We start from the raw sequence: 24,290 nt of genomic DNA, 5'->3' as shown, positions 1-24,290 counted from the left end.
GTAGGGCTGCGGCATACCGACTCGGTGAAGGGCGTGAAAACCTCCTGTCGGCGGGGTGGTGGCACGGCAACCTTGATCCCGTGAGTCGACTTCCGCAGCACATTCGACGGCGCCGGGCGCGCCTGCTCCTCTTCGGCCTGCTGAGCCTGGCCTCGCTGGCCCTCGCCTGGTGGCTGCTGCGGCTCGACGGGGACCAGGCGTTCGACCAACTCGTCGGCCTGGCAGGCCTGTTGACGGCCCTCGTCGCCCTGGCCGTGTCGCTGGCCCAGTTGCTGCCGCCGCAACCCGAACCCCGCGACCCCGAGGCCCTCGCGGACGACCTGGCCGCCACCGTGCGTGCGCAGTGGCGGGAAGAGGTGCGGGCGCGGGAGTTGCGCAGCCCCCGGGTGATTCCGCTGAGTTGGGCCGCCACCGCCCGCCCGGTCGCCGAGGCGCCGGAGGCCCTTGCCGGTCCGCAGGTCGGCGGGCGGGTGCTGCGGCTCGCCCTCGACGGGCGGCTCGACGGGTCCTTCGACGACGCGGCGGCCCGGCTGGCCGACGGCTACCGGGGGATCCCCAGCGGCCGCCTGGTCGTCCTCGGCGAGCCCGGCGCGGGCAAGACGGTCCTCGCCGTGATGCTCACCCTCGGCCTGCTCGCCGGCAGCCGTGAACAGCGGCAGCCCGTACCGGTCCTGCTGCCCGTCTCCACCTGGGACCCGGTCAGCGAGTCCTTCAACGACTGGGCGGTACGCACGCTGGCCACCGCCTACTACGGCGGTCAGCCGGAGCTGCCCCGGCGGCTCCTCGACGAACGGATGCTGCTGCCCGTGCTCGACGGGCTCGACGAGATGCCCGAGGCCAGTCGCCGCAGCGCGGTCCGCGCCCTCAACTCGGCCCTCGGGGACGGCCTCGGCGTGGTCCTGACCTGCCGGTCCGCCGAGTACCAGGACGTCATCGAGGGCGGCTCGCCCGTGCTGCGGCGCGCCCCCGTCGTCGAGGTCGCGCCGGTGGCCGCGGCGGACGCCATCGCGTATCTGGACGAGGTGAGCTGGCCGGAGGGCGTCGACTGGCAGCCCGTCCATGACGCGCTGCGCGACCGCCCCGGCAGCCCGGCCGCCGTGGCCCTCTCGACCCCGTTGGCCCTGTCCCTGGCCCGCACGGTCTACCTGCACCGGACGGCCGGGCCCGCCGAACTCCTCGACCTGGACAGCCCGCACGCGGTCGAGGATCACCTGGTCGATCACGTCGTCACTGCTGCGTATGCGGCTGGGCCCGCGGCGGGCGAGCGGGGGGAGTGGTGGGGGCGGGCCGAGGAGGCCGAGCGGTATCTGACGTTCCTGGCGACGTATCTGCACCAGCACGGGGAGCGGGACCTGTCGTGGTGGCAGATGAGCCGACGGCTGCTGTCCAGCTGGGCGGGGATCATCGTGGGGCTGGTGGTGGGGGTGCTCGGCATGATCGGCGTCTCGCTGACCTTGCCGCTCGTGGACGAGGACGACGGGAGCCCACTGGACTTGGCGGTGCTACTGGGCGTCGTTGCCGCGGTTCTGACGATGCTGACCTGGTACGCGGTACCGGACCGGGCACCGAGCGCGCTCTCCTTCGCCCTGCGCGGCTCCCTCGACCGGCTGCGCCAGGGAGTTCGTACGGGTGTCACGCTCACCGGCATCCTGGCGATGACGGTCCTCGGCTCTTCCCTCGTGGTCACCACCCTCACCGACTCGTGGGACACCAATGCTGCCTACCTGTACGTCGGGAACCTCGCGAGCGCTGCGGGGATCGCCGCCGCGATCAGCCTGGCGTTCGCCGTGCACTTCTGGATCGCCGCCTCCACCGAGGTGTCCAGCGGCTCCGGACCCCTCGATCTACTGCGGCGGGACCGTACGGCGTCCCTGGTCGGAGCCCTGGTCTTCGGGGTCGTTCTCGGGGTGACGGCCGTTCCGCTGCTGATCCTCGGGCGGACCGGCGGGGAGGTGCTGTTCGCCGCGCTCACGGGCTGGGAGCACGAGCCTCCGCCGCTCGACCTGCTCGCCAGGGCCGCTGACGGCACCAACGTCTTCGAGGAAGCACCCCTGGCCTTGGCGACGACCCTGCTGCCCGCGCTGGTCTGCACCGTCCTCGTGCTCGTGACCCGGGCCTGGCTGCGGTTCCGGCTGGTCCATGCGGTGCTCGCCGTACGCGGCCAACTGCCGTGGCGGCTCAGCGGATTCCTCGTCGAGGCGCGGGACCGGCAGCTGCTCCGCCAGTCCGCGGGCGCCTACCAGTTCCGCCATGTCCGGCTGCAGGAGCGGCTCGCCAACCGGAAGTTGGCCGAGGACCGGACTCCGCGGCCCCGCGCGGAGGTGACGCGGCGCCGCCGCACCCGTGCCGCTCTCGCCGCCGCGGTGCTGCTGGTCTGTTTTCTCCTCGTACGCGCGACGTTGCCGCCGGACACCTCGCACGCCGCGATGGCCACGGGCGATGTCGACGCCATGGTCTTCAGTCCGCCCGAGCACCACACGCTCCTGACCCTGAGGAACGGCACGTTGCGGAGCTGGGACACCCTTACGGGAGCGGAGACCTGGAGTGCCCGCCTCCCGGGCGTGGACTCGATGTCCTCCGATGTCCAGCTGGTGGCGCGGCGGGATGCCGCGCTGCTCGTCGGCATCGTGCGATCGGCGGGCGAGATGGGCCGCGAATCGTTCGTGGTGCCCTGGAAGGGGAAGCCGCGCCCGGACTCCTCCTTCCAGGAACCGGTCCGGAAGCTGGAGAGGGGTACCCGCTTCGGTCCTGGGGGCGTGCTCTTGGGCGCCGGCGGCAGGTACATGATCGCCGGCATGGTCGTGGTGGACGGGCGCACCGGGAACACGAGGGGGATCCCCGAAGACTGGCCGAGCACCTACGGGTGGTGGTGGGGCCTGAGCGACGACGGCACCCTCCTCGTCATGCTCGACGACACGGGCGAGCTGTCGGTGCTCGACGTGCGGAAAAAGCGGCTGGTGTGCACGGCGGAGGGAGTGAGGCCCTGGGCCATGAACGCCGACGGCACCCAGTTCGCCACCGCCAGGGGCGGCAACGTCAGAACCCTTGACGCGCGCTGCCGGGCGACCGGCGAGCAGGTCACCGTGCCCTCGGCCGTCGACACCCTCGCCCTCGACGAGAGCGGCCGCCGCCTCGCCGTGACCGCCGACGGCATCACCCGCCTCTACGACCTCCCCGCCCCCGGCGTCGAGGCCGCCAACTCCCGCTAGCCGCAGGGGTATTGCCCCGGCCCGCGCAGCCCAGTACCGTCACCGGACGGTGAGACATCCTACGTTCTACGTCCGTTACGCGCGCAGGGAGTGCTCATGGCCGGATTGCGTACCAGTCGACTGCTCGCTCTCGTCCTCACCTTCGCCGCCGCCGCCAGCGCGCACGCTCCCGCTGTCGCCGGGCCCGCGCGCGGGTGCGAGGTGTCCGTGCCGTACCGGGCCGGGGAGGACGGGTACGACACGTTCCGGATCCCGGCCGCGCTGCGCACCCCGGGCGGGACCCTGCTCGCCTTCGCCGAGGGGCGGGTCGGGGGCGCGGGGGACAGCGGGAACATCGACGTCGTCGTGAAGCGGTCCACGGACGGGGGCTGTACGTGGGGTCCGCTGAGCGTGGTCGCCGCCGGGGAAGGGGACACGCGGGGCAACCCGGCGCCCGTCGTCGACCCGCGGACCGGGCGGGTCGTACTGCTGACCTCGTACAACAGCGGGCAGGTGACCGAGGCGCAGATCATGCGCGGGGAGGCCACCGCCGAGCAGAGCCGGCGGGTGTTCGTGCAGACCAGCGGGGACGACGGGCGGACCTTCTCGCGGCCCAGGGACATCACGGCCGACGTGAAGCCCGCGCACTGGCGCTGGTACGCGACCGGCCCAGGGCACGCCGTCGCGCTGACGCGCGGGCCGCACGCGGGGCGGCTCGTCGTGCCGTCCAACCACTCGTCGGCGCCGCCCGCCGGCTCGGCCGACACCGGGCAGGAGCCCAAGTACTACGGCGCGCACGCGATCTACAGCGACGACGGGGGCCGCAGCTGGCAGCTGGGCTTCGTGGACGACGCGTACGAGGGCGTGGACAACGCGAACGAGTCGATCGCGGCCGAACTCCCGGACGGGAGGCTGTACTTCAACGCCCGGGATCAGCACGGGGTGAGCGTGGGGAACCGGCTCGATTCCTTTTCCAGTGACGGTGGGGAGTCCCTGGACCGGCCGTACCAGGTGCAGCCGACGCTGAACGATGTGCCTGTGGTGCAGGCGAGTGTGCTTCAACTCGCCGGGCAGCGTGGTGGGTTGCTGTTCTCCGGTCCTTCCGTGCCGACCGCTCGGCAGGCGATGGCGCTGTGGCGCAGCGACGACGCGGGGCGGACCTTCCGGAAGGTCCTGACCGTCTCCGAGCTTCGGGCGGCTTACTCGGATCTGGTGCGGGTGGATGGGGGGAGGGTGGGGTTGCTGTACGAGACGGGGGATGCGGGGACGTATGAGCGGGTGGAGTTCCGGCGGTACTCGGTGGCGGAGCTCGGGGGTTGATTTTTCCCCTACCCGCCCCTTCCCGAAAGTCCTGCCGGACGGGCCTCCTCAATCGCCGGAGGGGCTCAAATTGAGCCCCTCCGGCGATTGAGGAGCGGGGGTCCGGGGGCTGGCCCCCGAAGCGCCGCAGGCTTTCGGGAAGGGGCGGGGCGGGGAGAAAGCGGCTCTACAGCAGGCCCGCCGCAGCCAAGCGCTTGCCGACGACGCCCACCTCCTCCGGGGACAACTGCACCTGCGGCTCCGCCGTGGTCGGGCAGGCGATGACGCCCCGCAGGTGCAGTGCCGCCTTGAACGCGCCGAGCGCCGAGGACGAGCCGCCCATCCGCGCGGGGTCGCCCGCGCCGGTCATCCTGAACAGGGCGCACAGGCGCTCCTGTTCGGCGCGGGCCCCCTCCCAGTCCCCGGCGCGGCAGGCCGCGTACAGGCGTACGTACCCGTCCGGGTCCACATTGCCGAGGCCGGGGACGACTCCGTCCGCGCCCATCGCCAGGGCCGAGTCGACGGTCAGCTCGGCGCCCGTGAGCAGGCTGAAGCCCGTCACGTCCGGGCGGGCGCGGGCGCCCAGGAGCAGTTCGCGGAAGCCGCCCTCGTCGCCGCTGGAGTCCTTGACCCCGGCGAGGACGCCCTCGGCGGCCAGGTCCAGGAGAAGGTCTCCGGGGAGTTTCGTGTGCACCGAGACCGGCAGGTCGTACGCGAAGACCGGGACGGGGGAGGCGGCGGCGAGCGCGCGGAAGTGCGTGGCGATCTCCGCCGGGTGCGTGCGTGTGTAGAAGGGCGCCGTGACGACCACCGCGTCCGCGCCGGCCGCCGTCACGGCCGCCACGTGGTCCCGTACGCGCGGCGTCGTCATGTCGATCGCCCCGGCGAGGACCGGGAGTTGACCGGCCACGTGGGCGGTCACCGTCTCCACGACCGTACGGCGGTGGCGGTCCGGGAGGTACGCGGCCTCGGAGGTCGAGCCGAGGACGAACAGGCCGTGCACGCCGGCGTCCACCAGGTGGTCCACGAGCCGGACGAGGGAGCCGACGTCCACCTCGTGATCCGGTGTCAGAGGCGTGCAGACAGGGGGAACGACACCGGTCAGCGAGGTCGGAAGAGTCATCAACCCTCCAGGGTCACGGCCGTGGCGGCGGCCTGGGCGACGAGTTCGTGGTTCGACTGGCCGTCGTCCACGGGGTGGTGGCAGCGGAAGCGGTGGCCGCGGCCCGCGGTGGGCCCGGACTGCTCGAAGTCCGGCATGCGCGCCGCGCACTCCACGTCCGCCTTCCAGCAGCGGGTGCGGAACGGGCAGCCGCTGGGCGGCCGGGTCGCGGACGGCACCGGCCCGACGAGCGGGATCGGGTCGATCGGGTCGAGCAGGCCGGGCGTCGCCGAGAACAGGGCGCGGGTGTACGGGTGGCGGGAGCGGGTGAGGACCTCGTCGGCGGGGGACTCCTCGACGATCCGGCCCAGGTACATGGTGATGACGCGGTCACTCATCCGCCGCACCGTCTGGATGTCGTGCGACACGAAGACCAGGGCGAGGCCGAGGCGTTCCTTCAGGTCGAGGAGGAGGTTGAGGATCTGGGCGCGGACCGAGACGTCCAGGGCGCTGGTCGGTTCGTCGGCGACGACGAGGCGGGGGTTCAGGGCGAGGGCGCGGGCGATCGCGACGCGTTGGCGCTGGCCGCCGGAGAGCTGGCCCGGCAGTCCCTCGGCGAGCACCTCGGGCAGGCCGACCAGGGACATCAACTCCCGTACGCGGTCCTCGCGTTCGGCCGGTGTGCCGCGGCGGTGGACGTCGAGGGGGTCGCGCAGGATGCGGCGTACGGTGAGGCGGCGGTTCAGGGCGGTCGACGGGTCCTGGAAGATCATGCCGGCGCCGGTGCCGACCGCTGCGCGGCGCTCGGCGGGGGGCATCGTCCAGAGGTTCCTGCCGCCGAACTCGACGGTGCCGGTGGTGGGTTGCTGCACGCCGACCAAGACCTTGGCGAGGGTGCTTTTGCCGCAGCCGGACTCGCCCACGACGCCGACTGTCTCGCCGGGGGCGATGGTCAGGTCCGCGGCGGTCAGGGCGTGCACGCGGTCGCGGGAGAGGAGTCCTCCGGTGCGGGTGCGGTGGTGTACGTGGGTGTTCTTGAGTTGGACCAGTGCGTCCGTCATGTCCGTCCTTTCATTCCCCAGCCCCGCCCCTTCCCGGCTGTGCCTGATATGCGGCTGCCGCCGCGTGGCTGCAGTCGGCGGTCGTTCGTCTGCTGCGCCGTCGTGGCTAATCGCGCAGTTCCCCGCGCCCCTTAAAAACCCGCCCCACCCCGCTAAATCCAGCCCCTCCGGCGTTTGAGGAGCGGGGGTCCGGGGGCTGGCCCCCGAAGCTGCCGCAGGCTTTCGGGAAGGGGCGGGTAGGGGAGAAGAAACGCCGTACGCCGGTCGCTCACCGCACCGCCTCGTTCCCCCGCTGCTCCGGCGCGCGCAGCGCGATCGCCGGGTGGTGGCAGGCCACCGAGTGGGTGCGGGGGGACCCCGCGAGTGCCGGAGCCGTCGTACGGCAGACAGGCGCCGCCAACGGGCACCGGTCCGCGAACCTGCACCCCGCGGGGAAGTCCGCCGGCGACGGCACCACGCCCCTGATCTGCGTGAGCCGCTGCGCCGCGGACTCCAGGGAGAGGACGGACCCGAGCAGGCCGCGCGTGTAGTGGTGGGCGGGGGCCGCCACCAGGTCGGCGGTGACGCCGGTCTCCACGATCTGGCCGCCGTACATCACCACCACCCGGTCCGTGACGTCCGCGACGAGCGCCAGGTCGTGCGAGACCAGGATCAGGGCGAAGCCCAGCTCGGCGCGGAGCCGCAGGAGGAGTTCGATGACCTGGGCCTGGACCGTCACGTCCAGGGCCGTCGTCGGTTCGTCGGCGACGATCAGCTTGGGGTTGCGGGAGAGGGCCATGGCGATCAGGACGCGCTGGCGCTGGCCGCCGGAGAGTTCGTGCGGGTAGCTGCGCAGGGTGCGGTCCGGGTCGAGGCCGACGAGTTCGAGGAGTTCGACGGCGGACCGGGCCCCGCCCCGCCGTACCACCTGCTTCAGCTGGGCGCGGATCGTCATCGAGGGGTTCAGGGAGGACAGCGCGTCCTGGTAGACCATCGCCATGTCGTGGCCGAGCAGGCGGCGGCGGGAGCGGGGCGGCAGGCCGGTCAACTGCTGGCCGTCGAACGTCACTTGGCCCCGTACCCGCGCCCCCTTCGGCTGCAGCCCCATCACGGTGAGCGCGGTGAGGGACTTGCCGCAGCCGGACTCGCCGACCAGACCGAGGACCTCCCCGGGGCGTACGTCGAAGCTGATGCCGTCGACGATGTCCGTACCGCCGTGCCGGGCGTCGAAGCCGATCGCCAGGTCTCTGACTTCGAGGACCGGGGGTCCGGCGGGGAGCGGGCGGGCGCGGGAGCGGAGGCGGGCGGCGGCTTCGGTGAGGCCGGGGAGTTCGAGGACCTTGCCGGTGCCGGGCTCGGACGACTCCAGCTTGTCCCGCACAGCGGTGCGTCGGGACGGTACGTCGCGGGCCGCCGGGGCCGCCCAGGCGTCCGACACTCCCTCGGAGAGGACGTTCAGGGCGAGCACGGTGACGAGCATCAGGAGGCCCGGGAAGACGGTGGCCCACCAGCCGCCGGTGAGCACCATGTTCTTGCCGTCGGCGATGACGCTGCCCCAGGACGGGTCGGGCGGCGAGACGCCCGCGCCGATGAACGACAGCGACGCCTCGTAGACGATGGCCTCGGCGACCTGCACGGTGGCGAACACCAGGATCGGCGCGGCGCAGTTGACGGCCACGTGCTTGAGGACGATGTGCGGGGTGCGGGCGCCGATGACGCGTTCCGCCGTCACGTAGTCCTCGCCGTACTGGTCCATGACGTTGGCGCGTACGACGCGGGCGAACGGCGGGGTGTAGAGGAACGCGATCGCGCCGATCAGGACCGGGATGCTGCCGCCGAACACCGCGATCAGGACGGCCGCGAGGGCGATGCCGGGGAACGCCATGACGATGTCGAGGCAGCGCATCATGAACTCGTCCACCGACTTGCGGGAGGTCGCCGCGACCGCCCCGAGGACCGCGCCCGCGACGAGCCCGAGGAGGGTCGCGCCGAGGCCGATGACGAGGGAGAGCCGCGCCCCGTACATCAGCCGGCTGAGGATGTCCCGGCCGAGGCTGTCCTGGCCCATCCAGTGCGTGCCGGACGGGCTGCCGGTGCCGTCGGCCATCGCCGCCTGGTCGAGCGGGTCGTGCGGGGCGAGCAGCGGGGCGAGGGCCGCCACGAGGACGACGAGGGCGATGACGCCGACCGCGACCCGGGACAGGACCGGCAGCCGGCGGAAGCCGCGCAGCCGCACACCGGGCCGGGACAGCGTCTCCGCCAACTGCTTGCGGCTCCTCATGAGGCGCTCACCGCCGGGGAGTTGCTGGACGCAGACGTCATGAGGCGCTCCTCAACCGGGGGTTGACCAGGAGGTACAGGATGTCGATCGCCAGGTTCACGACGACGAAGCCGACGGCCGTCGTGATGACCACGCCCTGCACGACGGCCGGGTCGCCGTTCTTCACAGCCGTGATCATCAGGTTGCCCATGCCGGGCAGGGCGAAGATCGTCTCGATGACGACCGCGCCGCCGAGCAGGTAGCCGACGCGCAGGCCGAGCACCGTCAGCGGGTTGATCAGGGCGTTGCGCAGGACGTTCCGGCCGACCACGACGACCGGCGGGAGCCCGCTGCCGATCGCCGTGCGCACGTAGTCCTTGTCGAGCTCCTCGACCACCGCGGTCCGTACGATCCGGGTGAGCTGGGCCGCGACCGGCAGGGACAGGGCGAACGCGGGCAGCGTCATGGTCCGCAGCCAGCCGGTGAACGAGTCGGCCGGGTTGACGTACCCGCTGGTCGGGAACCAGCCCGCGCCCACCGCCAGGTACTGGATCATAAGGAGCGCCAGCCAGAAGCCGGGCGCCGCGACGCCGGTCAGGGAGAGCACCCGGATCAGCTGGTCCGGGAGCCGGTCGCGGTGGATGGCCGCGGTGACGCCGAGGACCAGGGCGATCACCACCGCGATGCCGAGCCCCAGGAACGTGAGCTGCATGGTGAGCGGCAGGGCGGTGCCGACCTGGTCGAGCACCGGCGCCCGGGTGAGGACGCTGATGCCCATGTCGCCCTGGAGCAGCTCGCCCACGAACGCCACGTACCGCACCGGCAGCGGGTCGAGCAGGCCGTTCTCCTCCCGGAACTGGTGCAGTTGCTCCGGGGTGGGGTTGGTGCCCTGGTAGAACGCGGCGGCCGGGTCGATGTCCGAGAACCGCATGACGAGGAAGACGAACAGGACGATGCCCAGCATCAGCGGGACGAGCAGGGCGATGCGGCGGGCCAGGATCCGGGCGATCTGCACCATGGGCTCACGCCCCCGCGGATCGGGTCAGAACCATGTGAACTCCAGCTCCCCGACGGCTACTTGGTGGGCTTCAGCGGCTACTTGGCGGGCTTCGCCTGCAACAGGTTGATCCCCGGGTACGGCTGGGCGCGGACCCCGGTGAGCTTGTCCGGGTCCCAGGCCGTCACGAGCTCGTTGTGGACGACCGGGTAGATCACCGCGTTCTCCGCGACGAGGTCGATGTACTCCTGGACCATCTGCTTCTTCTTCTCGGCGTCGGCCTCGCGGGTGGCCTGGTCCATCAGCTTGAAGAGCTTCTTGGCCTCGGAGTTCTTGGCCCAGCGGGCGTACTGCATCCAGAGGTTCGCGGGCCCGTAGTTGTAGTGCATGATCAGGTCGGCCTCGACGCCGAACTGGTTCGGGTTGGAGGCGGCCGCGACGACCTGGAAGTCCTTCTTCTGGTCGAGCTTGGTGAAGAGGGCAGCGGTCTCCTGCGGTTCCAGGGTGGTCTCGACGCCGATCTTGCGCCAGGACTCCTCGATGGTCGGCAGGCAGTCGACGATCCAACTGACGTTCACGGCCATCAACTTGATCTTGAGGTTGCTCACGCCGGCGTCCTTGAGCAGCTGCCGGGCCTTGTCCGGGTCGTAGCCGTAGACCGTCTTCGCCGCGCGGTAGGACGGGTTGCCCTCGTCCAGGAACGAGGTGGACGCCTTGCCGTGCCCCTTGAGCGCGGCCGAGATCATCTTCTCCCGGTCGATGGCGTAGTGCAGGGCCTGCCGGACGCGGACGTCGTCGAACGGCTTGTGGCCGGTGTTGAACATCAGGAACAGGTTGTTCATGCCCGCCCCGCCCTCGACCTTCAGGCCGTCCTTCTCCAGCTGGGCGATGTTGGCGTACGGGACGTTGTCCGCGATCTGCGCGCCCGCGCCCGCGCCGGAGATCTTGGCGACGCGGGGTGCGGCGTCCACGATCGTCAGCCAGTTCATCTTCGCGAACGTCGCCTTGCGCGGCCCGTTGTAGTCGGCGAACGCCTCAAGGACGGAGTTGGACTTGGCGTGGTGCGCGGTCAGCCTGTACGGGCCCGAGCCGACGGCGAGACCGGTGATCGCCTTCTCCCAGGCGCCCGGCTTGGAGAACACGTGCTTCGGCATGATCTTGGCGAGGGTGAGCCGCGCGGCGCCGTCCGGGAACGGGAACTTGAGGACCAGCTCCACCGTCTGCTCGTCGACCTTCTTCACCTCCTTCAGCCAGGACAGGAAGAAGCCCTGCGCGAGGGTCACGGTGTCCGGGTCGAGGATGCGGTCGAAGGTGAAGACCACGTCGTCGGCGGTGACCGGCTTGCCGTCGTGCCACTTCGCGCCGGAGCGGAGCGTGAACTTCCAGGTGGTGGACTGCAGATCGGACGGGATCTCGGTGGCGAGCGCCGGGTAGGGCTCGCGGCTGATCGGGTCGGTGTCGAGGAGGCCTTCGTAGATGTGGTGGTTGGCCGCCATGGAGAACGCGGACGCGGTCTGCGTCGGGTCCCAGCTGCCGTCGTTGCCGTAGCCGATGACGGCGGTCAGCGTGGAGAGGCCGCCCTTGCCGTCGCCCCCGCCGTCGGTCGTCGACTCGGGGCCGCCCGAGCAGGCGGAGAGGGTCGTGGTGATGGCGGCGGCCGCGCCGATGGCGCCGGAGTACTTGAGGAAGGACCGGCGGTGCAGCGCCCGTCCTGCGGTCGAGGTCGCGTCGCTCACGGTGTCTCCAAGTCCCGGGGGAGAGTGGGCCGTTGAGAGATCCCACGTCCTACGTCTAAGAGGTAGCGCGACCATAAGAGCGCCGCCGTGGGCGGTCAAGAGAGTGCGCAAGGATCGGCACCGGAGCCGCGCGGGACGAGTTTGCTCCCGACGTGGGACGTGGGACGTCCTTCGGTCGTACGCTGTGCCGCATGTCCGAGGAGCCAAGGAACGCGAGGCCGGCAGCTGCCCGGGACCGGCGCGTGGGCGCCCAGATCCGGAGTGACGTCATGCAGTTGATCCTCGACCGCAGACTTCCCCCCGGCGCCCCGCTGCCCACCGAGGCGGAGCTGATGGAGAGCCTCGGGGTGAGCAGAAACTCGGTCCGCGAGGCGTTGAAGGCGCTGCAGGCCCTGGACATCGTCGAGATCAGACACGGCTACGGCACCTACGTCGGCCAGGCCTCGCTCACCCCGCTCGTCGACGGGCTCACCTTCCGCACCCTGGCCCATGTCACCGACGACCACGCGGCGCTCACCGAGATCCTGCAGGTGCGCGAGGTCCTGGAGAACGGCCTGATCAGTCGGGTCGCGAGGGGAATATCGGAGGCCGAACTGGCCCGCCTGGAGTCCATAGTCGGCCGCATGGAAGCGGCCGCACGCGCGGGCGAGGCCTTCCCCGATCTCGACCGCGAGTTCCACGAGACGCTCTACGGGACCCTCGGCAACGCGCTCGTGCCGCAGCTCCTCGCGGCGTTCTGGAACGTCTTCCACCGGGTGGCGAAGGTCCGCGGCTGGACCCGCGACCCCGCACCCGAGGTCACCGCAGGCCGCCACCGCGCCATCCTCACGGCGCTGCGCGAGCGCGACGTCGAGGGCGCGCAGCGAGCCATGGCGGACCATTTCCGGGGTATCGAAGCCAGGTCGGCACAAGCGACACGGGGGGTCAACTGATGTACGGACAGGGCACGTTCGAGGACGGACAGCGGCAGCCGGCGGTCGGCACGGCCAGGCTCGCCCACTTCTACGACAGGCTCGACTCGATCGCGTACGGCGGCGACTACAACCCCGAGCAGTGGGGCCCCGAGACGCACGCCGAGGACGCCGAGCTGATGCGGGCGGCGGGCGTCAACCTCACGACCGTCGGCATCTTCTCCTGGGCGAAATCCGAACCCGCCCCCGGCGCCTACGACTTCGGCTGGCTGGACGCACACCTGGACCGCCTCGCGGACGCCGGCGTCGCCGTCTGCCTCGCCACGATGACGGCCTCGCCGCCGCCGTGGCTGGCCCGCCTGCACCCCGAGACGCTCCCCGTCATGGCCGACGGCACCCGCCTGCACCCCGGCTCGCGCCAGCACTGGTGCCCGTCGAGCCCGGTCTTTAGGCAGTACGCGGTGCGCCTCGTCGAACAGCTCGCGAAGCGGTACGCGGACCATCCGGCGCTCGCCCTGTGGCACATCGGCAACGAGTTCGGCTGCCACATCTCCCGGCACTGCCACTGCGAGGTGTCCACGGCCGCGTTCCGCCGCTGGCTGCGCGCCCGCTACGGCACGCTCGACGCGCTCAACTCGGCCTGGTCCACGGACTTCTGGTCCCAGCGGTACGGCGACTGGGAGGAGATCCACACCCCGCGCACGGCCCCCTCCTTCCGCAACCCGACCCAGCGCCTCGACTACCTCCGCTTCTCCTCGGACGAGCTCCTGGACTGCTACCGCGCGGAGAAGGCCGTCCTGGACGCGGTGACCCCCGGGATCCCGGTGACGACGAACTTCGTCCCGCTCGCGCCGACCCTCGACCTGTTCAAGTGGGCCAGGGAGATGGACGTCGTCTCGTACGACTCGTATCCGGACCCGCACGACCCGGACTCGGTGCACGAGGCGGCGTTCGGCTACGACGTGATGCGCGGCCTGCGCGACGGGCAGCCGTGGCTGCTCATGGAGCACGCGCCGGGCGCGGTCAACTGGCGTACGCGCAACGGCCGCAAGCCGCGCGGCCGGATGCGCCTGGACAGCTGGCAGGCCGTGGCGCACGGCGCGGACTCGGCGCTGTTCTTCCAGTGGCGGCAGTCCCGCGGCGGCGCGGAGAAGTTCCACTCGGCGATGGTCCCGCACGGCGGCCGGGAGACCCGGATGTTCCGCGAGGTGACGGAGCTCGGCACCGAACTCGCCGACCACCCGGCCCTGTTGGGCTCGGTCCCGGAGCGGGCGGAGTCGGCGCTCCTCCTCGACTGGCCCAACTGGTGGGCCCTGGAGCAGGACGCCCACCCCAGCGCCGACGCCGCCATGCTGGACGCCGCCCACGCGCACCACCGGCCGCTGTACGACGCGTCGGTGCCGTGCGACGTGGTCCCCGTGGACCGCGACTGGTCGCCGTACAAGCTGCTCCTGGTCCCCAACCTCTACTCGGTCACGCAGGAGACGGCGGACCGCCTGAGCGCATACGTGGCGGCGGGCGGCACGCTCCTGATGTCCTACTTCTCCGGCATCACGGACGAGTACGACCGGGTCCACCTCGGCGGCTACCCCGGCCCGTTCCGCGAGCTCCTCGGCCTGAGCGTCGAGGAGTTCGACCCGCTGCCGGAGGGCGGCACGCTGCGGTTCGGCGGGGGCGGCGAGGGCACGCTGTGGTCGGAGGAGCTGACCCTGGAGGGCGCGGCCCCGATACTGACGTACGCCGACGGCCGCCCCGCCGTCACCCGCAACGCCCACGGGGCGGGCCACGCCTGGTACTTGGGCACCCGCCCGGACCCGGTGACGATGCGTGCCGTCCTGGACCGCGCCCGCCTCGACGCGGGCGTCCGCGCACCGGAGGTCCCGCTCGGCGTGCAGGTACGCACCCGGATCACCTCGGACGGCCGCCGCGTCCGCATCCGCCTGGACCACCGGGAGGGCACGGTGACGGTCGGCTGACGGTGGCGGTCACGTGGTCATGCGGCTCACGTGCCTATGTGCCTACGTCACGGTGGCGGTCGCGAGCACATCCCCGACGACCAGGAGCACGACCCCGCCGACGATCAGCGCGAGCGCCCGCCGGGTCCGCCCGCGCCGGGCCAGCCAGGCCGCCCCCGCACACCCGGCGGCGGCCACGGCGCACGCCAGGGCCCACGCCCCGAACGGCACCCCGCGCGCCACCCGCAGCCACACCACGCCGGGCCCGAGCAACGCGATCACCACCCCGGCCACAGCCACCCAACGCCGAGCACCCCGCGCCCGCGCCATCCGCTCCAACACCTCAGCCCCGTAAGGCTGTTCACCCCGTTCAGCCATGATTCTTGAGGGTAGCGGGAAGGGCGGGTGCGGTGGGTTGAAGATTCAGCCCCGGCTCGGCGAATTCAGCGGGCAGGGGAAGAGATCAGCCTGTGAGACCCGGCCTGCCCTGCGGCCTTGTCGAGTCCCGTTCCCTGTGGCCTTGTCCAGGCCCGTCCATGGCGCCAGGCCCGTCCATGGCGGCGACACGGCTGAGATCCCGCTGGCGGGCGCCCGTACCGCCCAACCAGACTGAGGGTCATGGAATCCATCGTGCCTGTCAGCAACGGGGAACTCTGGGCGGACGATTCGGGAGGGCACGGGCTGCCGCTGATCCTGCTCCACCCGGGCGTCGGCGACTCGACGATATGGGACCCCGTCCTCCCGGCGCTCACCGCGCGGTACCGGGTGATCCGCTACGACTCCCGGGGCTTCGGCCGCTCGCCCGCGCCCACCACCGGGTATTCCCCGGTCGAAGACCTCGCCGCGGTCCTCGACCACTTCGCGCTGGCCCGTGCGGTGCTGGTGGGCTCCAGCATGGGCGGCACCACCTCGATCAGCCTGGCTCTGGACAGCCCGGACCGGGTGGCGGGCCTCGCGCTCTTCGTGGCCGGAGTCACCGGGTACGACGGCCTGACACCGTCCGGGTTCTACGAAGAGGCGGAGAAGCTGGCCACGGCCGACGACATGGAGGGCATCGTCCGGCTCGGGCTGGGCGTCTGGGGGCGGGCCGGCGGCGGCACCCCCGAGGCCGATCCGGCTGCTGCCGCCCAGCTCCGGGGCGTACTGCCCGCCTGGTTCAGCAACGTCGGCCACCAGGAGCCCGACGCCCCGGCCTTCGACCGGCTCGGGGAGATCGCCGCGCCCACGCTGCTGGCGCTGGGGGAGCTGGACCAGCCAGAGGTGGTGCGCTGCAACGAGGAGATGGCGGACCGGATCCCCCGCTGCCGCCTGGTCCGGCTGGCCGCCTCCGACCACTTCCCGACGCTGCGCGAGCCGGAGACCGTCGTCCAGCTGATCGAGGAGCTGTACGCCGACGCGCGATGAGCACTGCCGACGGCTCCCTGCCACGAAGCCTCAACAGCCTGGTGGAGCGCGAGCGCGGCGACGTCGGGAGGTGTTCGTAGACTCGTTCCCCATGAGTTCCCCCTACGGCCCCGCCCCCACCGCCACCGTCGTGAACCTGGGCTCGCCCCGCCCCCGGATACCCGGCACCGCCTACATCCTGCTCGGCGCAGCGGCCCTCCTCGTCGGAGGGCCTGCGCTCGGGGGAGCGTGGGGTGTCGCCCTGTTCGTGCTGGGGGTGATCGCAGGGTTCGGCGGGGCCGGAATGTTCCGTGCCGAACTGGCGGACCGCCGCGCCCCCGACCCGCTCCTCAGCTTCGACGAGGCCGGCGTCTGGCTGCAGAACCGCCACGGCGCGGGCCACATCCCGTGGAACTCCCTCGCCGCCGTCGGCTTCCACTGGGCCCCCGGCAAGGGCGACGCCCGTACGTACACCCTGGAGCTGTGCCCGGCAGGGGAGATCGACCGCGACCACCCGGCGCTGTGGACCATGGTCCGGGACGACGAGCCGCTCCGCCCCGGCCTGCCCCGGCTGCGCTACCGCATCGGCGCGAACGGCGACCGCCTCGCACCCATGCGGCACGCCGTCGGCACGTACGCCCCGCACCTGTACTTCGGCGAGACGGAACGCGAGCGCGGCTACGGCAAGTTGCCCGACCTGCGCGGCCACCGCGAGCGCACCAGCGCGCCACCCGGGCCTGCTGGGAACGGTTCCGCGTGAACCCCGCCCCGACCCCGGTGGGGATACCCCCCGGGCGTCCATGACGGTGCAGGCCAGGTCTCTACACTGCGTGGCCATGCCAAATTCTTATGCACACGGTCCAGCACCCTCAGCGTCGGTCATCAAGATCGGCGGCGAGGCCATGGGCCAGGCCGCCAAGGGTGCCGCCGGCTGCTCCATCTTCGCTGTGCTCTTCATCGGCGGCGGACTTGCGGCGGTCCTCGGCCTCAACGGCGAGCCCCACAACGGGGGTTACGGGGCCATCGCGGTCGGACTGATCGCGGTGATCCTCGCGGTGCTGTTCCTCAAGGGCGGCTGGGACGGACGCAAGGCCTTCCTCGCAGTCGACCACGTCGGCCTGTGGGTCAAGAATCCCGCCGGCGGCAAGGTCGTCCCGTGGGACACCCTCGCCGGGGTCGGCCTGTACTGGAGCAACTCGAACAAGAAGGGTGTCGGTACGGAGTACTCGCTGGAGCTCTGCCCCGACGGCCCGATCGACCGTGACCACCCGGTCCTGTGGAACCTGGTCCGCGACGAGGAACCCCTGCACCCCAACCTGCCGCGCCTGCGCTACCGCATCCCGATCGGCAAGAAGAACCAGCCTCTCCTTGTCGCGGCGGTACGGCAGAACGCCGACCACCTGTGGTTCGGCGAGGTCCAACGCCAGCCGAACCACATCGGCTTCCCCGACGTCCAGGGCCACAAGGAGCGCACGCAGAGCTCCCGCTAGCTAGCCCTTGACCGCCTCGATGAACCCCGTCCAGCTGCGGGCGGGGATCATCAGTACGGGACTGCCGTCCCCGCTGAACTTGCTGTCGCGTACGGGGACGATGCCGGGGACGTTGTTCGCGACCTCGACGCAGTCCCCGCCGTGCTGGTCGCTGTAACTGCTCTTGTGCCAGTGAGCGCCGCTCAGGTCGTACTCGCGCATCGTCTGTAGTCCTCCGCCGCCGACTCGATCAGTGCCAGGGACGCCTCCGGTGGCAGTCCGACAGCCCTGAGCAGATCGTAGTCCTCCCGTACGTGCTTCACTACGGCTGGATCATCGAGAAGAGTTCCTGAACGGACGCCTTCCGTATAGACAGTTGGCGGTGCGTCCTCGAACTCCAGGAGCTTCACCATCTTGCCCATGAACGGATAGGACCCGGCCGAGAACGGCACCACCTGCACGAGGATCTTGTGCTCGCGCACCATGCGCGTGATGTGGTCCAACTGGTCGGCCATCACTGCGGGATTGCCTACCACGACCCGAAGCACGGACTCGTGCATCACCGTCCAATACAGCGGCCTAGTAGCGTCCTTGAGGATCAAGCCGCGGTCGCTGCGGAAACGGACCTTTTCCTCCAGGAACTCGTCCGTCGCCAGCGGGTTGCCCGTCCGCATGAGGGCGCGTGCGTACGCAGTCGTCTGGAGCAGGCCAGGGACGATCGCGGGCTCGAAGTCGCAGATCTTCGTGGCCAGCCGCTCCAGATCCGCGACGTGCTCGAAGTAGGAGGCGAACCCCTGCTCCCTGATCAACTTCCGCCACGTCCGCTCGAAAAAGCCCCCGGTTTGTAGCACGTCGTCAATCCGCTGCGCCACATCCAACTGCGGCTTACGGAAAGCCTGCTCGAACTGGCCGATGTATCCGCCGGATACGAACACCCGATGCCCGAGCTCCGCCTGCGTCAGTCCCGCGTCCTCGCGCCGCCGCTTCAGCTCCTCCCCGAAGTACTCCCACGCCGCATTCCGTCGCGTACTGGCCACGGCTCAACCTCCCAGCTCTGCGCGGTAGTTGTAGGGGTCCGCGCCCTTACGAACTGTAGCCACGCGACCCCAAGCTGTACGCATGAACAGCGAAATGGAAAATGAGAAAGGTCGGCACGCTCTCGAATGCCTGAGGGAAGCCGACGAAGCCGTACTTGAATTGCGTACCGCATTCGCCAGGCTCGGCATCGCATTGCCTTCACTGCGGCTCGACCCGATCTCGTACGCGCGGGAGGCGCCCTGCCCCCTGGTGGAATTGGGACGCTGCAATGTGGAGACCGCGCAGCGGATCGCGGCGGCGCTGCCGAAGCCGGGGGAGTGGGGCTGACCCACCGGCCCCGGCCCGTATCCCCGTACGAGACAATGGGCGCATGAGCCTTTTCCGTGACGATGGGATCGTCCTGCGCACCCAGAAACTGGGCGAGGCCGACCGCATCATCACGCTGCTCACCCGCGGGCACGGGCGCGTGCGGGCCGTGGCGCGAGGCGTGCGCCGGACGAAGTCCAAGTTCGGTGCGCGGCTCGAACCCTTCTCGCACGTGGACGTCCAGTTCTTCGCGCGCGGCAGCGAACTGATCGGCCGCGGGCTCCCGTTGTGCACGCAGAGTGAGACCATCGCCGCTTACGGTGGCGGGATCGTGACGGACTACTCCCGGTACACCGCCGGCACGGCGATGCTGGAGACCGCCGAGCGGTTCACGGATCACGAGGGTGAGCCGGCGGTGCAGCAGTACCTGCTGCTCGTCGGCGGCCTGCGGACGCTCGCGCGCGGGGAGCACGCCCCGCATCTGGTGCTCGACGCGTTTCTGCTGCGCTCGCTCGCCGTCAACGGCTATGCGCCGAGCTTCGTGAACTGTGCGAAGTGCGGCATGCCCGGCCCGAACCGGTTCTTCTCGGTCGCCGCGGGAGGAGTGGTCTGCGCCGAGTGCCGGGTGCCGGGAAGCGTCGTACCCTCCTCGGAGGCCATCGGCCTGCTCGGCGCCCTGCTGACCGGTGACTGGGCGACGGCGGACGCCTGCGAGGCGCGGCACGTCCGGGAGGGCAGCGGGCTCGTATCGGCGTATCTGCACTGGCACTTGGAGCGCGGACTGCGCTCGCTGCGGTACGTCGAGAAGACCTAGGAAGAGTCCAGGAAGTTGCAGGGGAGCGAGTAACCAACATGGCACGACGCGGGATTCTGGGCGGTCGGTCGCGGCGCGAGTACAAGGTGCCCGAGCCGCACCCGTCGGGGGCGCGGCCGCCGAAGCTCCCCGGAGAGCTGGTGCCGAACCATGTGGCGGTCGTCATGGACGGCAACGGCCGCTGGGCGAAGGACCGGGGGCTGCCGCGCACCGAGGGCCACAAGATCGGCGCGGAGCGCGTGCTCGACGTGCTGCAGGGCGCGATCGAGATGGGCGTCGGTGCGATCTCCCTCTACGCCTTCTCCACCGAGAACTGGAAGCGCTCGCCGGACGAGGTGCGCTTCCTGATGAACTTCAACCGGGACTTCATCCGCAAGACGCGTGACCAGCTCGACGAGCTCGGGGTGCGGGTCCGGTGGGTCGGCCGGATGCCGAAGCTGTGGAAGTCGGTCGCCAAGGAGCTGGAGATCTCCCAGGAGCAGACCAAGGACAACGACAAGCTGACGCTGTACTTCTGCATGAACTACGGCGGCCGCGCGGAGATCGCGGACGCGGCGCAGGCGATCGCGGAGGACGTGAAGGCGGGGCGGCTCGACCCGTCGAAGGTCGGCGAGAAGACGTTCGCGAAGTACCTGTACTACCCGGACATGCCGGACGTCGACCTGTTCCTGCGGCCCAGCGGCGAGCAGCGCACGTCCAACTACCTGCTCTGGCAGAGCGCTTACGCGGAGATGGTCTTCCAGGACGTCCTGTGGCCGGACTTCGACCGCCGCGACCTGTGGCGGGCCTGCGTCGAGTACGCCCAGCGCGACCGCCGCTTCGGCGGGGCCGTCCCGAACGAGGAGCTGGAGCGGATGGAGCGCGAGATGCAGGGGCGTCCTGCTGAGGCCTGATCCGGAGCCGAAGAGGCTGTCAGCACCCCGGCGCTCGCCCCTCGCAGGCTGCACCGGGGTGCTGCTGCTCGTCCTCGGCCTGTTCCTGACGGTCTTCAGCCTGGGCTTCACGGTCGAGATGGAGTCGTTCCCCGGCCTGCGGGACAACGTCGCGCCGATCGCGGTCGTCGTGGTGCTGATCGGCGGGCTGTGCGGGCTTGCGGGGGCGATGCTCTGTGCCCGCAGCACCCCGCGTACGGCCGCGGTGCTCGGGCTCTGCCTGCTGGCGGCGGTGGGCTGGCGGACGTACGCCCTCGCCCCGATGCTCCCGTGCTGGTCCCACGAAAGCGTTGCCCGCAACGAGGACGGTTCGTACACCTGCTACGACCGATGAAGTCCGACGATCTCAGCCCGTCCGGCGTTTGAGGACGAGCGCGTTCAGCGCGATACGGGGTCCGGGGCGGAGCCCCCGAAGCTCCGCAGGATTTCGGGAAGGGGCGGGGCGGGGAGCAAAAGCCGTGACGGCGCGACCGCCGACCGCACGCCCCCACCCCGCGCCCGAACGGCTACTTCCCCGCCGCCGCGCACTCCGCACACGTGCCGAAGATCTCCACCGTGTGGGCCACGTTCACGTACCCGTGCTCGGAGGCGATGGACTCCGCCCACTTCTCGACCGCCGGGCCCTCGACCTCGACGGCCTTGCCGCACACCCGGCACACCAGGTGGTGGTGGTGCTCGCCGGTCGAGCAGCGGCGGTACACCGACTCGCCGTCGCCGGTGCGCAGCACGTCGACCTCGCCGGCGTCGGCGAGGGACTGCAGGGTGCGGTACACCGTGGTCAGGCCGACCGAATCGCCCTTGTGCTTGAGCATGTCGTGGAGCTCCTGGGCGCTGCGGAACTCGTCCACCTCGTCCAGGGCAGCCGCCACGGCTGCTCGCTGCCGGGTCGACCGGCCGCGTACGGGCGCTGTCACTGGGACCTCCTCACGTCGCTGCCGGGCCATTGTGCCAGGTCGGTCCGGCACGTAAGGCATGCCTTACGCGGTGCCTCACGCGGGCGTCGTCGCGGAGCGAGCCGCTCCGGCCGGGTAAGGGCCGGAACAGGGCTCAGACCTTGACATTCTCCTCCGCCTGCCGAGCAGACGGAAGCGTGCACTCCATGGAATCCAGGGCGTCCACGGCGTCCGGGGAGCCCGAGGCCTCCGCCGCCTCAGCGGCGGCCTTGCTCCGCGCCCGCCTGCGCGCGAGCGGCGCCGCGAGCAGGGCCAGTACGAGGAAGACGGCGACGGCGAGCAGCACGATCGCGGCGCCCGACGGGGCGTCCACGTAGTACGTCGCGGCCGTGCCGGTCAGGGAGACCGTGACGCCGATGGTCATGGCGAGCGCGAGCGTCGTGACGAAGCCGCGCGTGACGCGCTGCGCCGCCGCGACCGGGATCGCCATCATCGCGCTGACGAGCAGCAGGCCGACGATCCGCATGGCGACCGTCACCGTCACTGCGGCGGTGACCGCGATGAGCAGGTTGAGCAGCCGCACCGGCAGGCCCGTGACCCGCGCGAACTCCTCGTCCTGGCAGACCGCGAACAGCTGCCGCCGCAGGCCGATGGTGATCGCGACGACGAACGCGGCGAGGATGCAGATGGCCGTCACGTCCTCGGGCGCGACCGTGGTGATCGAGCCGAAGAGGTACGTGTTGAAGCTGGCCGTCGAGTTGCCGGGGGCGAGGTTGATGATCATGACGCCGCCGGCCATGCCGCCGTAGAAGAGCATCGCGAGGGCCACGTCGCCGCTGGTGCGGCCGCGGGAGCGGACGATCTCCATGCCGACGGCGCCGAGGATCGCGACGAGCGTGGCCATCCACACCGGGCTGGTGTTCATCAGGAAGCCGAGCGCGACACCGGTCATCGCGACGTGCCCGATGCCGTCGCCCATGATCGCCTGGCGCCGCTGCACCAGATACGTGCCGATCGCGGGCGCGGTGAGGCCGACCGCGGTGGCCGCGATCAGCGCCCGCTGCATGAAGTCGTAGTTCAGGATCTCCAGCATCAGCTCAGCAGCCCCGTCCGGATCGGCTCGGCCCCTGGGCCGTCGTGTGGGTGTACGTGGTCGTGGCCTGGCTGGGGGTACCCCCTGCTCGAACGAAGTTGAGAGCTTGGGGGAGTGCTGGCCGCGGCCTTCGGGGGCGGGCCGTCGTGCGTGACGCAGCCGTCGCGGAGCACCACGGCACGGTCGATCAGCGGCTCCAGGGGCCCGAGTTCGTGCAGCACGAGCAGCACGGTGACGCCGTCGGCGACCTGTTCGCGCAGGGCGCCCGCGAGCACCTCCTGGTTGGCGAGGTCGACGCCGGCCATCGGCTCGTCCATGATCAGCAGCTCGGGTTCGGCGGCCAGCGCGCGGGCGATCAGGACGCGCTGCTGCTGCCCGCCGGACAGGGCGTTCACGGAGTCCTTGATCCGGTCCGCCATGCCGACGAGTTCGAGGGCGCGCTGCACGGCGGCCTTGTCCCCGCGACCGGGCAGCCCCAGCTTCGTACGGGCGAGACGGCCCGAGGAGACCACCTCGCGGACCGTCGCCGGGACGCCGGACGCGGCGGTGGTGCGCTGCGGCACGTACCCGATCCGGGACCACTTGCGGAAGCGCTTCAGGTCGGTGCCGAACAATTGCAACGAGCCGCCGCTCAGCGGGACTTGGCCGACCGCCGCGCGTACGGCGGTGGACTTGCCGGAGCCGTTGGCGCCGAGCAGGGCGACGACCTCGCCACGGCGCACGGTGAGGTCGACGCCGCGCAGGACGGGGCGCGAACCGAGGGTGGCCCTCGCGCCCGTCAGGGATATGACGGGCTCGCGAGCCTCGGGTTCCTCGTGGTCCATGTCGGCCTCCGTCTCTGCTGCCGCTGCCGCTGTAAGCGAGGTCACTTCGCGCCGAGCGCCTTCTCGAGGGCGGTCAGGTTGGCGTGCATGACCTCGATGTAGTCAGCGCCCTTCGACTTGTCCGTGATTCCCTCCAGCGGGTCCAGGACGTCCGTCTTCAGGCCGGCGTCCGCGGCGAGGGTCTTCGCGGTCTTGTCGCTGGCGAGGGTCTCGAAGAAGATCGTGGAGACCTTCTCCTCCTTGGCGACCTGCTGGAGCTCCTTCATGCGCGCGGGGCTCGGCTCGGCCTTCGGGTCGAGGCCGCTGACGCCCTCCTGGTCCAGGCCGTACCGCTCGGCGAGGTAGCCGAAGGCGCTGTGCGCGGTGATGAAGGTCTTGGTGTCGGTGTTCTTCAGGCCGTCCTCGAAGTCCTTGTCCAGGGCTTCGAGCTTCTTCACCAGGGCCGCGGTGTTCTTCTTGTAGTCCGCGGCGTGGTCCGGGTCGGCCTTCTGCAGGGCCTTGCCGACGCCCTTCGCGGCCTCGGCGTACTTCACCGGGTCGAGCCAGAAGTGCGGGTCGGTGGCCTCGCCGGCTTCCTCTTCGGCGTGCTCGCCGTGCCCTTCCTCGTGACCGTGCTCGTCCTCGTGGCCGCCGTGGTCGTGGCCGTCGCCCGCGGAGTGCACGTCGAGATCGGTGAGGGAGGCGGCGTCCACCTTCTTCTTGACGGAGGACTGCTCGACGGCCTCGTCGACGGCGGGCTGCAGGCCACCGAGGTAGAGGACCATGTCGGACTCGCCGAGCTCGGCGATCTGCCGGGGCTTGAGCTCCAGGTCGTGCGGCTCGACGCCCGGCTTCGTCAGGGCGTTCACGCTGACGTACTCGCCGCCGATCTCCTCGGCCAGGAACTGCATCGGGTAGAACGACGCCACCACGCTCAGTCCGTCGCCGTCCTTGCCGTCGGCGGCGTTCGAGCTGCCGCAGGCGGAGAGGGTCAGTAGGCCGAGAGCTGCGGCTCCGGCGGCGACGGGGGCGGCTATTCGGGAGCGCGAGCGGGAGCGTCGTACGTTCATG

Annotated in this window: 23 protein-coding genes; 11 read left to right on the top strand and 12 right to left on the bottom strand. The window is 71.1% G+C overall.

Features of this window, described 5'->3' with window-relative positions:
* Positions 1-80: 80 nt before the first annotated feature.
* Together QIS96_RS21400 and QIS96_RS21395 are read left to right on the top strand one after the other, a co-directional pair.
* Entirely contained in the window at positions 81-3,209 is a 3,129-nt protein-coding gene (locus QIS96_RS21400) for an NACHT domain-containing protein (protein WP_282544284.1), read from the top strand.
* Between the two features lie 96 nt (positions 3,210-3,305).
* The gene (locus QIS96_RS21395) at positions 3,306-4,508 is read left to right on the top strand and encodes a sialidase family protein (RefSeq protein ID WP_282544283.1); all 1,203 of its coding nucleotides are present in this window, start codon (positions 3,306-3,308) and stop codon (positions 4,506-4,508) included.
* A gap of 166 nt (positions 4,509-4,674) precedes the next feature.
* Here the strand turns inward: QIS96_RS21395 and QIS96_RS21390 are convergent, their stop codons facing one another.
* The 5 genes from QIS96_RS21390 to QIS96_RS21370 form a co-directional block, all read right to left on the bottom strand.
* Positions 4,675-5,610 (bottom strand): dihydrodipicolinate synthase family protein, encoded by a 936-nt coding sequence (locus QIS96_RS21390; protein ID WP_282544282.1) that lies wholly within the window; start codon positions 5,608-5,610, stop codon positions 4,675-4,677.
* A complete protein-coding gene (locus QIS96_RS21385) occupies positions 5,610-6,650 on the bottom strand; it encodes an oligopeptide/dipeptide ABC transporter ATP-binding protein (RefSeq protein WP_282544281.1) in 1,041 nt (346 codons plus the stop codon). Before QIS96_RS21385 ends, QIS96_RS21390 begins: the two co-directional genes overlap by 1 nt.
* Positions 6,651-6,918: 268 nt before the next feature.
* Positions 6,919-8,910 carry a dipeptide/oligopeptide/nickel ABC transporter permease/ATP-binding protein gene (locus QIS96_RS21380; protein WP_282544280.1) on the bottom strand — a complete coding sequence of 664 codons (1,992 nt, stop codon included), beginning with the start codon at positions 8,908-8,910 and terminating at the stop codon, positions 6,919-6,921.
* Between the two features lie 37 nt (positions 8,911-8,947).
* Entirely contained in the window at positions 8,948-9,907 is a 960-nt protein-coding gene (locus tag QIS96_RS21375) for an ABC transporter permease (RefSeq protein ID WP_282544279.1), read from the bottom strand.
* Positions 9,908-9,984: 77 nt separating this feature from the next.
* Positions 9,985-11,622 carry an ABC transporter substrate-binding protein gene (locus QIS96_RS21370; protein ID WP_282544278.1) on the bottom strand — a complete coding sequence of 546 codons (1,638 nt, stop codon included), beginning with the start codon at positions 11,620-11,622 and terminating at the stop codon, positions 9,985-9,987.
* Positions 11,623-11,813: 191 nt separating this feature from the next.
* Between QIS96_RS21370 and QIS96_RS21365 the strand changes: the two genes are divergently transcribed.
* Entirely contained in the window at positions 11,814-12,554 is a 741-nt protein-coding gene (locus tag QIS96_RS21365) for a FadR/GntR family transcriptional regulator (protein WP_282544277.1), read from the top strand.
* Positions 12,554-14,509 (top strand): beta-galactosidase, encoded by a 1,956-nt coding sequence (locus QIS96_RS21360; RefSeq protein WP_282544276.1) that lies wholly within the window; start codon positions 12,554-12,556, stop codon positions 14,507-14,509. The genes QIS96_RS21365 and QIS96_RS21360 overlap by 1 nt, the downstream gene beginning before the upstream one ends.
* Positions 14,510-14,551: 42 nt before the next feature.
* Here the strand turns inward: QIS96_RS21360 and QIS96_RS21355 are convergent, their stop codons facing one another.
* On the bottom strand, positions 14,552-14,866 hold the full coding sequence (locus QIS96_RS21355; RefSeq protein ID WP_282544275.1) for a hypothetical protein: 315 nt from the start codon (positions 14,864-14,866) through the stop codon (positions 14,552-14,554).
* 240 nt (positions 14,867-15,106) lie between these two features.
* On the opposite strand from QIS96_RS21355, the gene QIS96_RS21350 reads away from it, so the two are divergent.
* The 3 genes from QIS96_RS21350 to QIS96_RS21340 all read left to right on the top strand — a co-directional run bounded on the left by QIS96_RS21350 (position 15,107) and on the right by QIS96_RS21340 (position 17,361).
* Entirely contained in the window at positions 15,107-15,892 is a 786-nt protein-coding gene (locus QIS96_RS21350) for an alpha/beta fold hydrolase (protein WP_282544274.1), read from the top strand.
* A gap of 91 nt (positions 15,893-15,983) precedes the next feature.
* On the top strand, positions 15,984-16,631 hold the full coding sequence (locus QIS96_RS21345; protein WP_282544273.1) for a hypothetical protein: 648 nt from the start codon (positions 15,984-15,986) through the stop codon (positions 16,629-16,631).
* 76 nt (positions 16,632-16,707) lie between these two features.
* Positions 16,708-17,361 carry a hypothetical protein gene (locus QIS96_RS21340; RefSeq protein ID WP_282544272.1) on the top strand — a complete coding sequence of 218 codons (654 nt, stop codon included), beginning with the start codon at positions 16,708-16,710 and terminating at the stop codon, positions 17,359-17,361.
* Here QIS96_RS21340 and QIS96_RS21335 read toward each other — a convergent pair whose 3' ends face one another.
* Both QIS96_RS21335 and QIS96_RS21330 read right to left on the bottom strand, forming a co-directional pair.
* The gene (locus tag QIS96_RS21335) at positions 17,362-17,562 is read right to left on the bottom strand and encodes a DUF397 domain-containing protein (protein WP_282544271.1); all 201 of its coding nucleotides are present in this window, start codon (positions 17,560-17,562) and stop codon (positions 17,362-17,364) included. It abuts the gene before it with no gap.
* A complete protein-coding gene (locus QIS96_RS21330) occupies positions 17,544-18,377 on the bottom strand; it encodes a helix-turn-helix domain-containing protein (protein ID WP_282544270.1) in 834 nt (277 codons plus the stop codon). Before QIS96_RS21330 ends, QIS96_RS21335 begins: the two co-directional genes overlap by 19 nt.
* An 82-nt stretch (positions 18,378-18,459) precedes the next feature.
* Here QIS96_RS21330 and QIS96_RS21325 point away from each other — a divergent pair, with 82 nt between their 5' ends.
* Genes QIS96_RS21325 through QIS96_RS21310 form a run of 4 tightly spaced genes read left to right on the top strand, consistent with a single transcriptional unit; the run spans position 18,460 to position 20,764 of the window.
* A complete protein-coding gene (locus QIS96_RS21325) occupies positions 18,460-18,705 on the top strand; it encodes a hypothetical protein (RefSeq protein ID WP_282544269.1) in 246 nt (81 codons plus the stop codon).
* Positions 18,706-18,748: 43 nt separating this feature from the next.
* Positions 18,749-19,498: a DNA repair protein RecO gene (recO, locus tag QIS96_RS21320; protein WP_282544268.1), complete on the top strand. Its 750-nt coding sequence runs from the start codon at positions 18,749-18,751 to the stop codon at positions 19,496-19,498.
* A gap of 38 nt (positions 19,499-19,536) precedes the next feature.
* On the top strand, positions 19,537-20,391 hold the full coding sequence (locus QIS96_RS21315) for an isoprenyl transferase (protein WP_282544267.1): 855 nt from the start codon (positions 19,537-19,539) through the stop codon (positions 20,389-20,391).
* 58 nt (positions 20,392-20,449) lie between these two features.
* Positions 20,450-20,764 (top strand): hypothetical protein, encoded by a 315-nt coding sequence (locus QIS96_RS21310; protein WP_282544266.1) that lies wholly within the window; start codon positions 20,450-20,452, stop codon positions 20,762-20,764.
* Positions 20,765-20,936: 172 nt separating this feature from the next.
* Here the strand turns inward: QIS96_RS21310 and QIS96_RS21305 are convergent, their stop codons facing one another.
* From QIS96_RS21305 to QIS96_RS21290, 4 genes are all read right to left on the bottom strand, one after another.
* A complete protein-coding gene (locus tag QIS96_RS21305) occupies positions 20,937-21,344 on the bottom strand; it encodes a Fur family transcriptional regulator (protein WP_282544265.1) in 408 nt (135 codons plus the stop codon).
* A gap of 133 nt (positions 21,345-21,477) precedes the next feature.
* Positions 21,478-22,413 carry a metal ABC transporter permease gene (locus QIS96_RS21300; protein WP_282544332.1) on the bottom strand — a complete coding sequence of 312 codons (936 nt, stop codon included), beginning with the start codon at positions 22,411-22,413 and terminating at the stop codon, positions 21,478-21,480.
* A 2-nt stretch (positions 22,414-22,415) separates the two neighbouring features.
* Positions 22,416-23,240: a metal ABC transporter ATP-binding protein gene (locus tag QIS96_RS21295; RefSeq protein ID WP_282544264.1), complete on the bottom strand. Its 825-nt coding sequence runs from the start codon at positions 23,238-23,240 to the stop codon at positions 22,416-22,418.
* 41 nt (positions 23,241-23,281) lie between these two features.
* Complete coding sequence (locus tag QIS96_RS21290) at positions 23,282-24,289, bottom strand: metal ABC transporter substrate-binding protein (RefSeq protein WP_282544263.1); 1,008 nt, start codon at positions 24,287-24,289, stop codon at positions 23,282-23,284.
* Position 24,290: the final 1 nt, after the last annotated feature.

Origin of the sequence: Streptomyces cavernicola (genome assembly GCF_029968035.1) — a bacterium.
In the GTDB taxonomy this organism is placed as follows: domain Bacteria; phylum Actinomycetota; class Actinomycetes; order Streptomycetales; family Streptomycetaceae; genus Streptomyces; species Streptomyces cavernicola.
The sequence above is the reverse complement of the archived record's forward strand: the minus strand, read 5'-3'. Positions and strand labels throughout refer to the sequence as shown.

Excerpts from the sequence above, each read along its gene's own strand:
- QIS96_RS21395 (WP_282544283.1), top strand. The coding sequence starts at position 3,306 with ATGGCCGGATTGCGTACCAGTCGACTGCTCGCTCTCGTCCTCACCTTC.
- QIS96_RS21390 (WP_282544282.1), bottom strand. The coding sequence starts at position 5,610 with ATGACTCTTCCGACCTCGCTGACCGGTGTCGTTCCCCCTGTCTGCACG.
- QIS96_RS21385 (WP_282544281.1), bottom strand. The coding sequence starts at position 6,650 with ATGACGGACGCACTGGTCCAACTCAAGAACACCCACGTACACCACCGC.
- QIS96_RS21380 (WP_282544280.1), bottom strand. The coding sequence starts at position 8,910 with ATGAGGAGCCGCAAGCAGTTGGCGGAGACGCTGTCCCGGCCCGGTGTG.
- QIS96_RS21375 (WP_282544279.1), bottom strand. The coding sequence starts at position 9,907 with ATGGTGCAGATCGCCCGGATCCTGGCCCGCCGCATCGCCCTGCTCGTC.
- QIS96_RS21365 (WP_282544277.1), top strand. The coding sequence starts at position 11,814 with ATGTCCGAGGAGCCAAGGAACGCGAGGCCGGCAGCTGCCCGGGACCGG.
- QIS96_RS21360 (WP_282544276.1), top strand. The coding sequence starts at position 12,554 with ATGTACGGACAGGGCACGTTCGAGGACGGACAGCGGCAGCCGGCGGTC.
- QIS96_RS21355 (WP_282544275.1), bottom strand. The coding sequence starts at position 14,866 with ATGGCTGAACGGGGTGAACAGCCTTACGGGGCTGAGGTGTTGGAGCGG.
- QIS96_RS21350 (WP_282544274.1), top strand. The coding sequence starts at position 15,107 with ATGGAATCCATCGTGCCTGTCAGCAACGGGGAACTCTGGGCGGACGAT.
- QIS96_RS21345 (WP_282544273.1), top strand. The coding sequence starts at position 15,984 with ATGAGTTCCCCCTACGGCCCCGCCCCCACCGCCACCGTCGTGAACCTG.
- QIS96_RS21340 (WP_282544272.1), top strand. The coding sequence starts at position 16,708 with ATGCCAAATTCTTATGCACACGGTCCAGCACCCTCAGCGTCGGTCATC.
- QIS96_RS21335 (WP_282544271.1), bottom strand. The coding sequence starts at position 17,562 with ATGCGCGAGTACGACCTGAGCGGCGCTCACTGGCACAAGAGCAGTTAC.
- QIS96_RS21325 (WP_282544269.1), top strand. The coding sequence starts at position 18,460 with ATGAACAGCGAAATGGAAAATGAGAAAGGTCGGCACGCTCTCGAATGC.
- recO (WP_282544268.1), top strand. The coding sequence starts at position 18,749 with ATGAGCCTTTTCCGTGACGATGGGATCGTCCTGCGCACCCAGAAACTG.
- QIS96_RS21315 (WP_282544267.1), top strand. The coding sequence starts at position 19,537 with ATGGCACGACGCGGGATTCTGGGCGGTCGGTCGCGGCGCGAGTACAAG.
- QIS96_RS21295 (WP_282544264.1), bottom strand. The coding sequence starts at position 23,240 with ATGGACCACGAGGAACCCGAGGCTCGCGAGCCCGTCATATCCCTGACG.
- QIS96_RS21290 (WP_282544263.1), bottom strand. The coding sequence starts at position 24,289 with ATGAACGTACGACGCTCCCGCTCGCGCTCCCGAATAGCCGCCCCCGTC.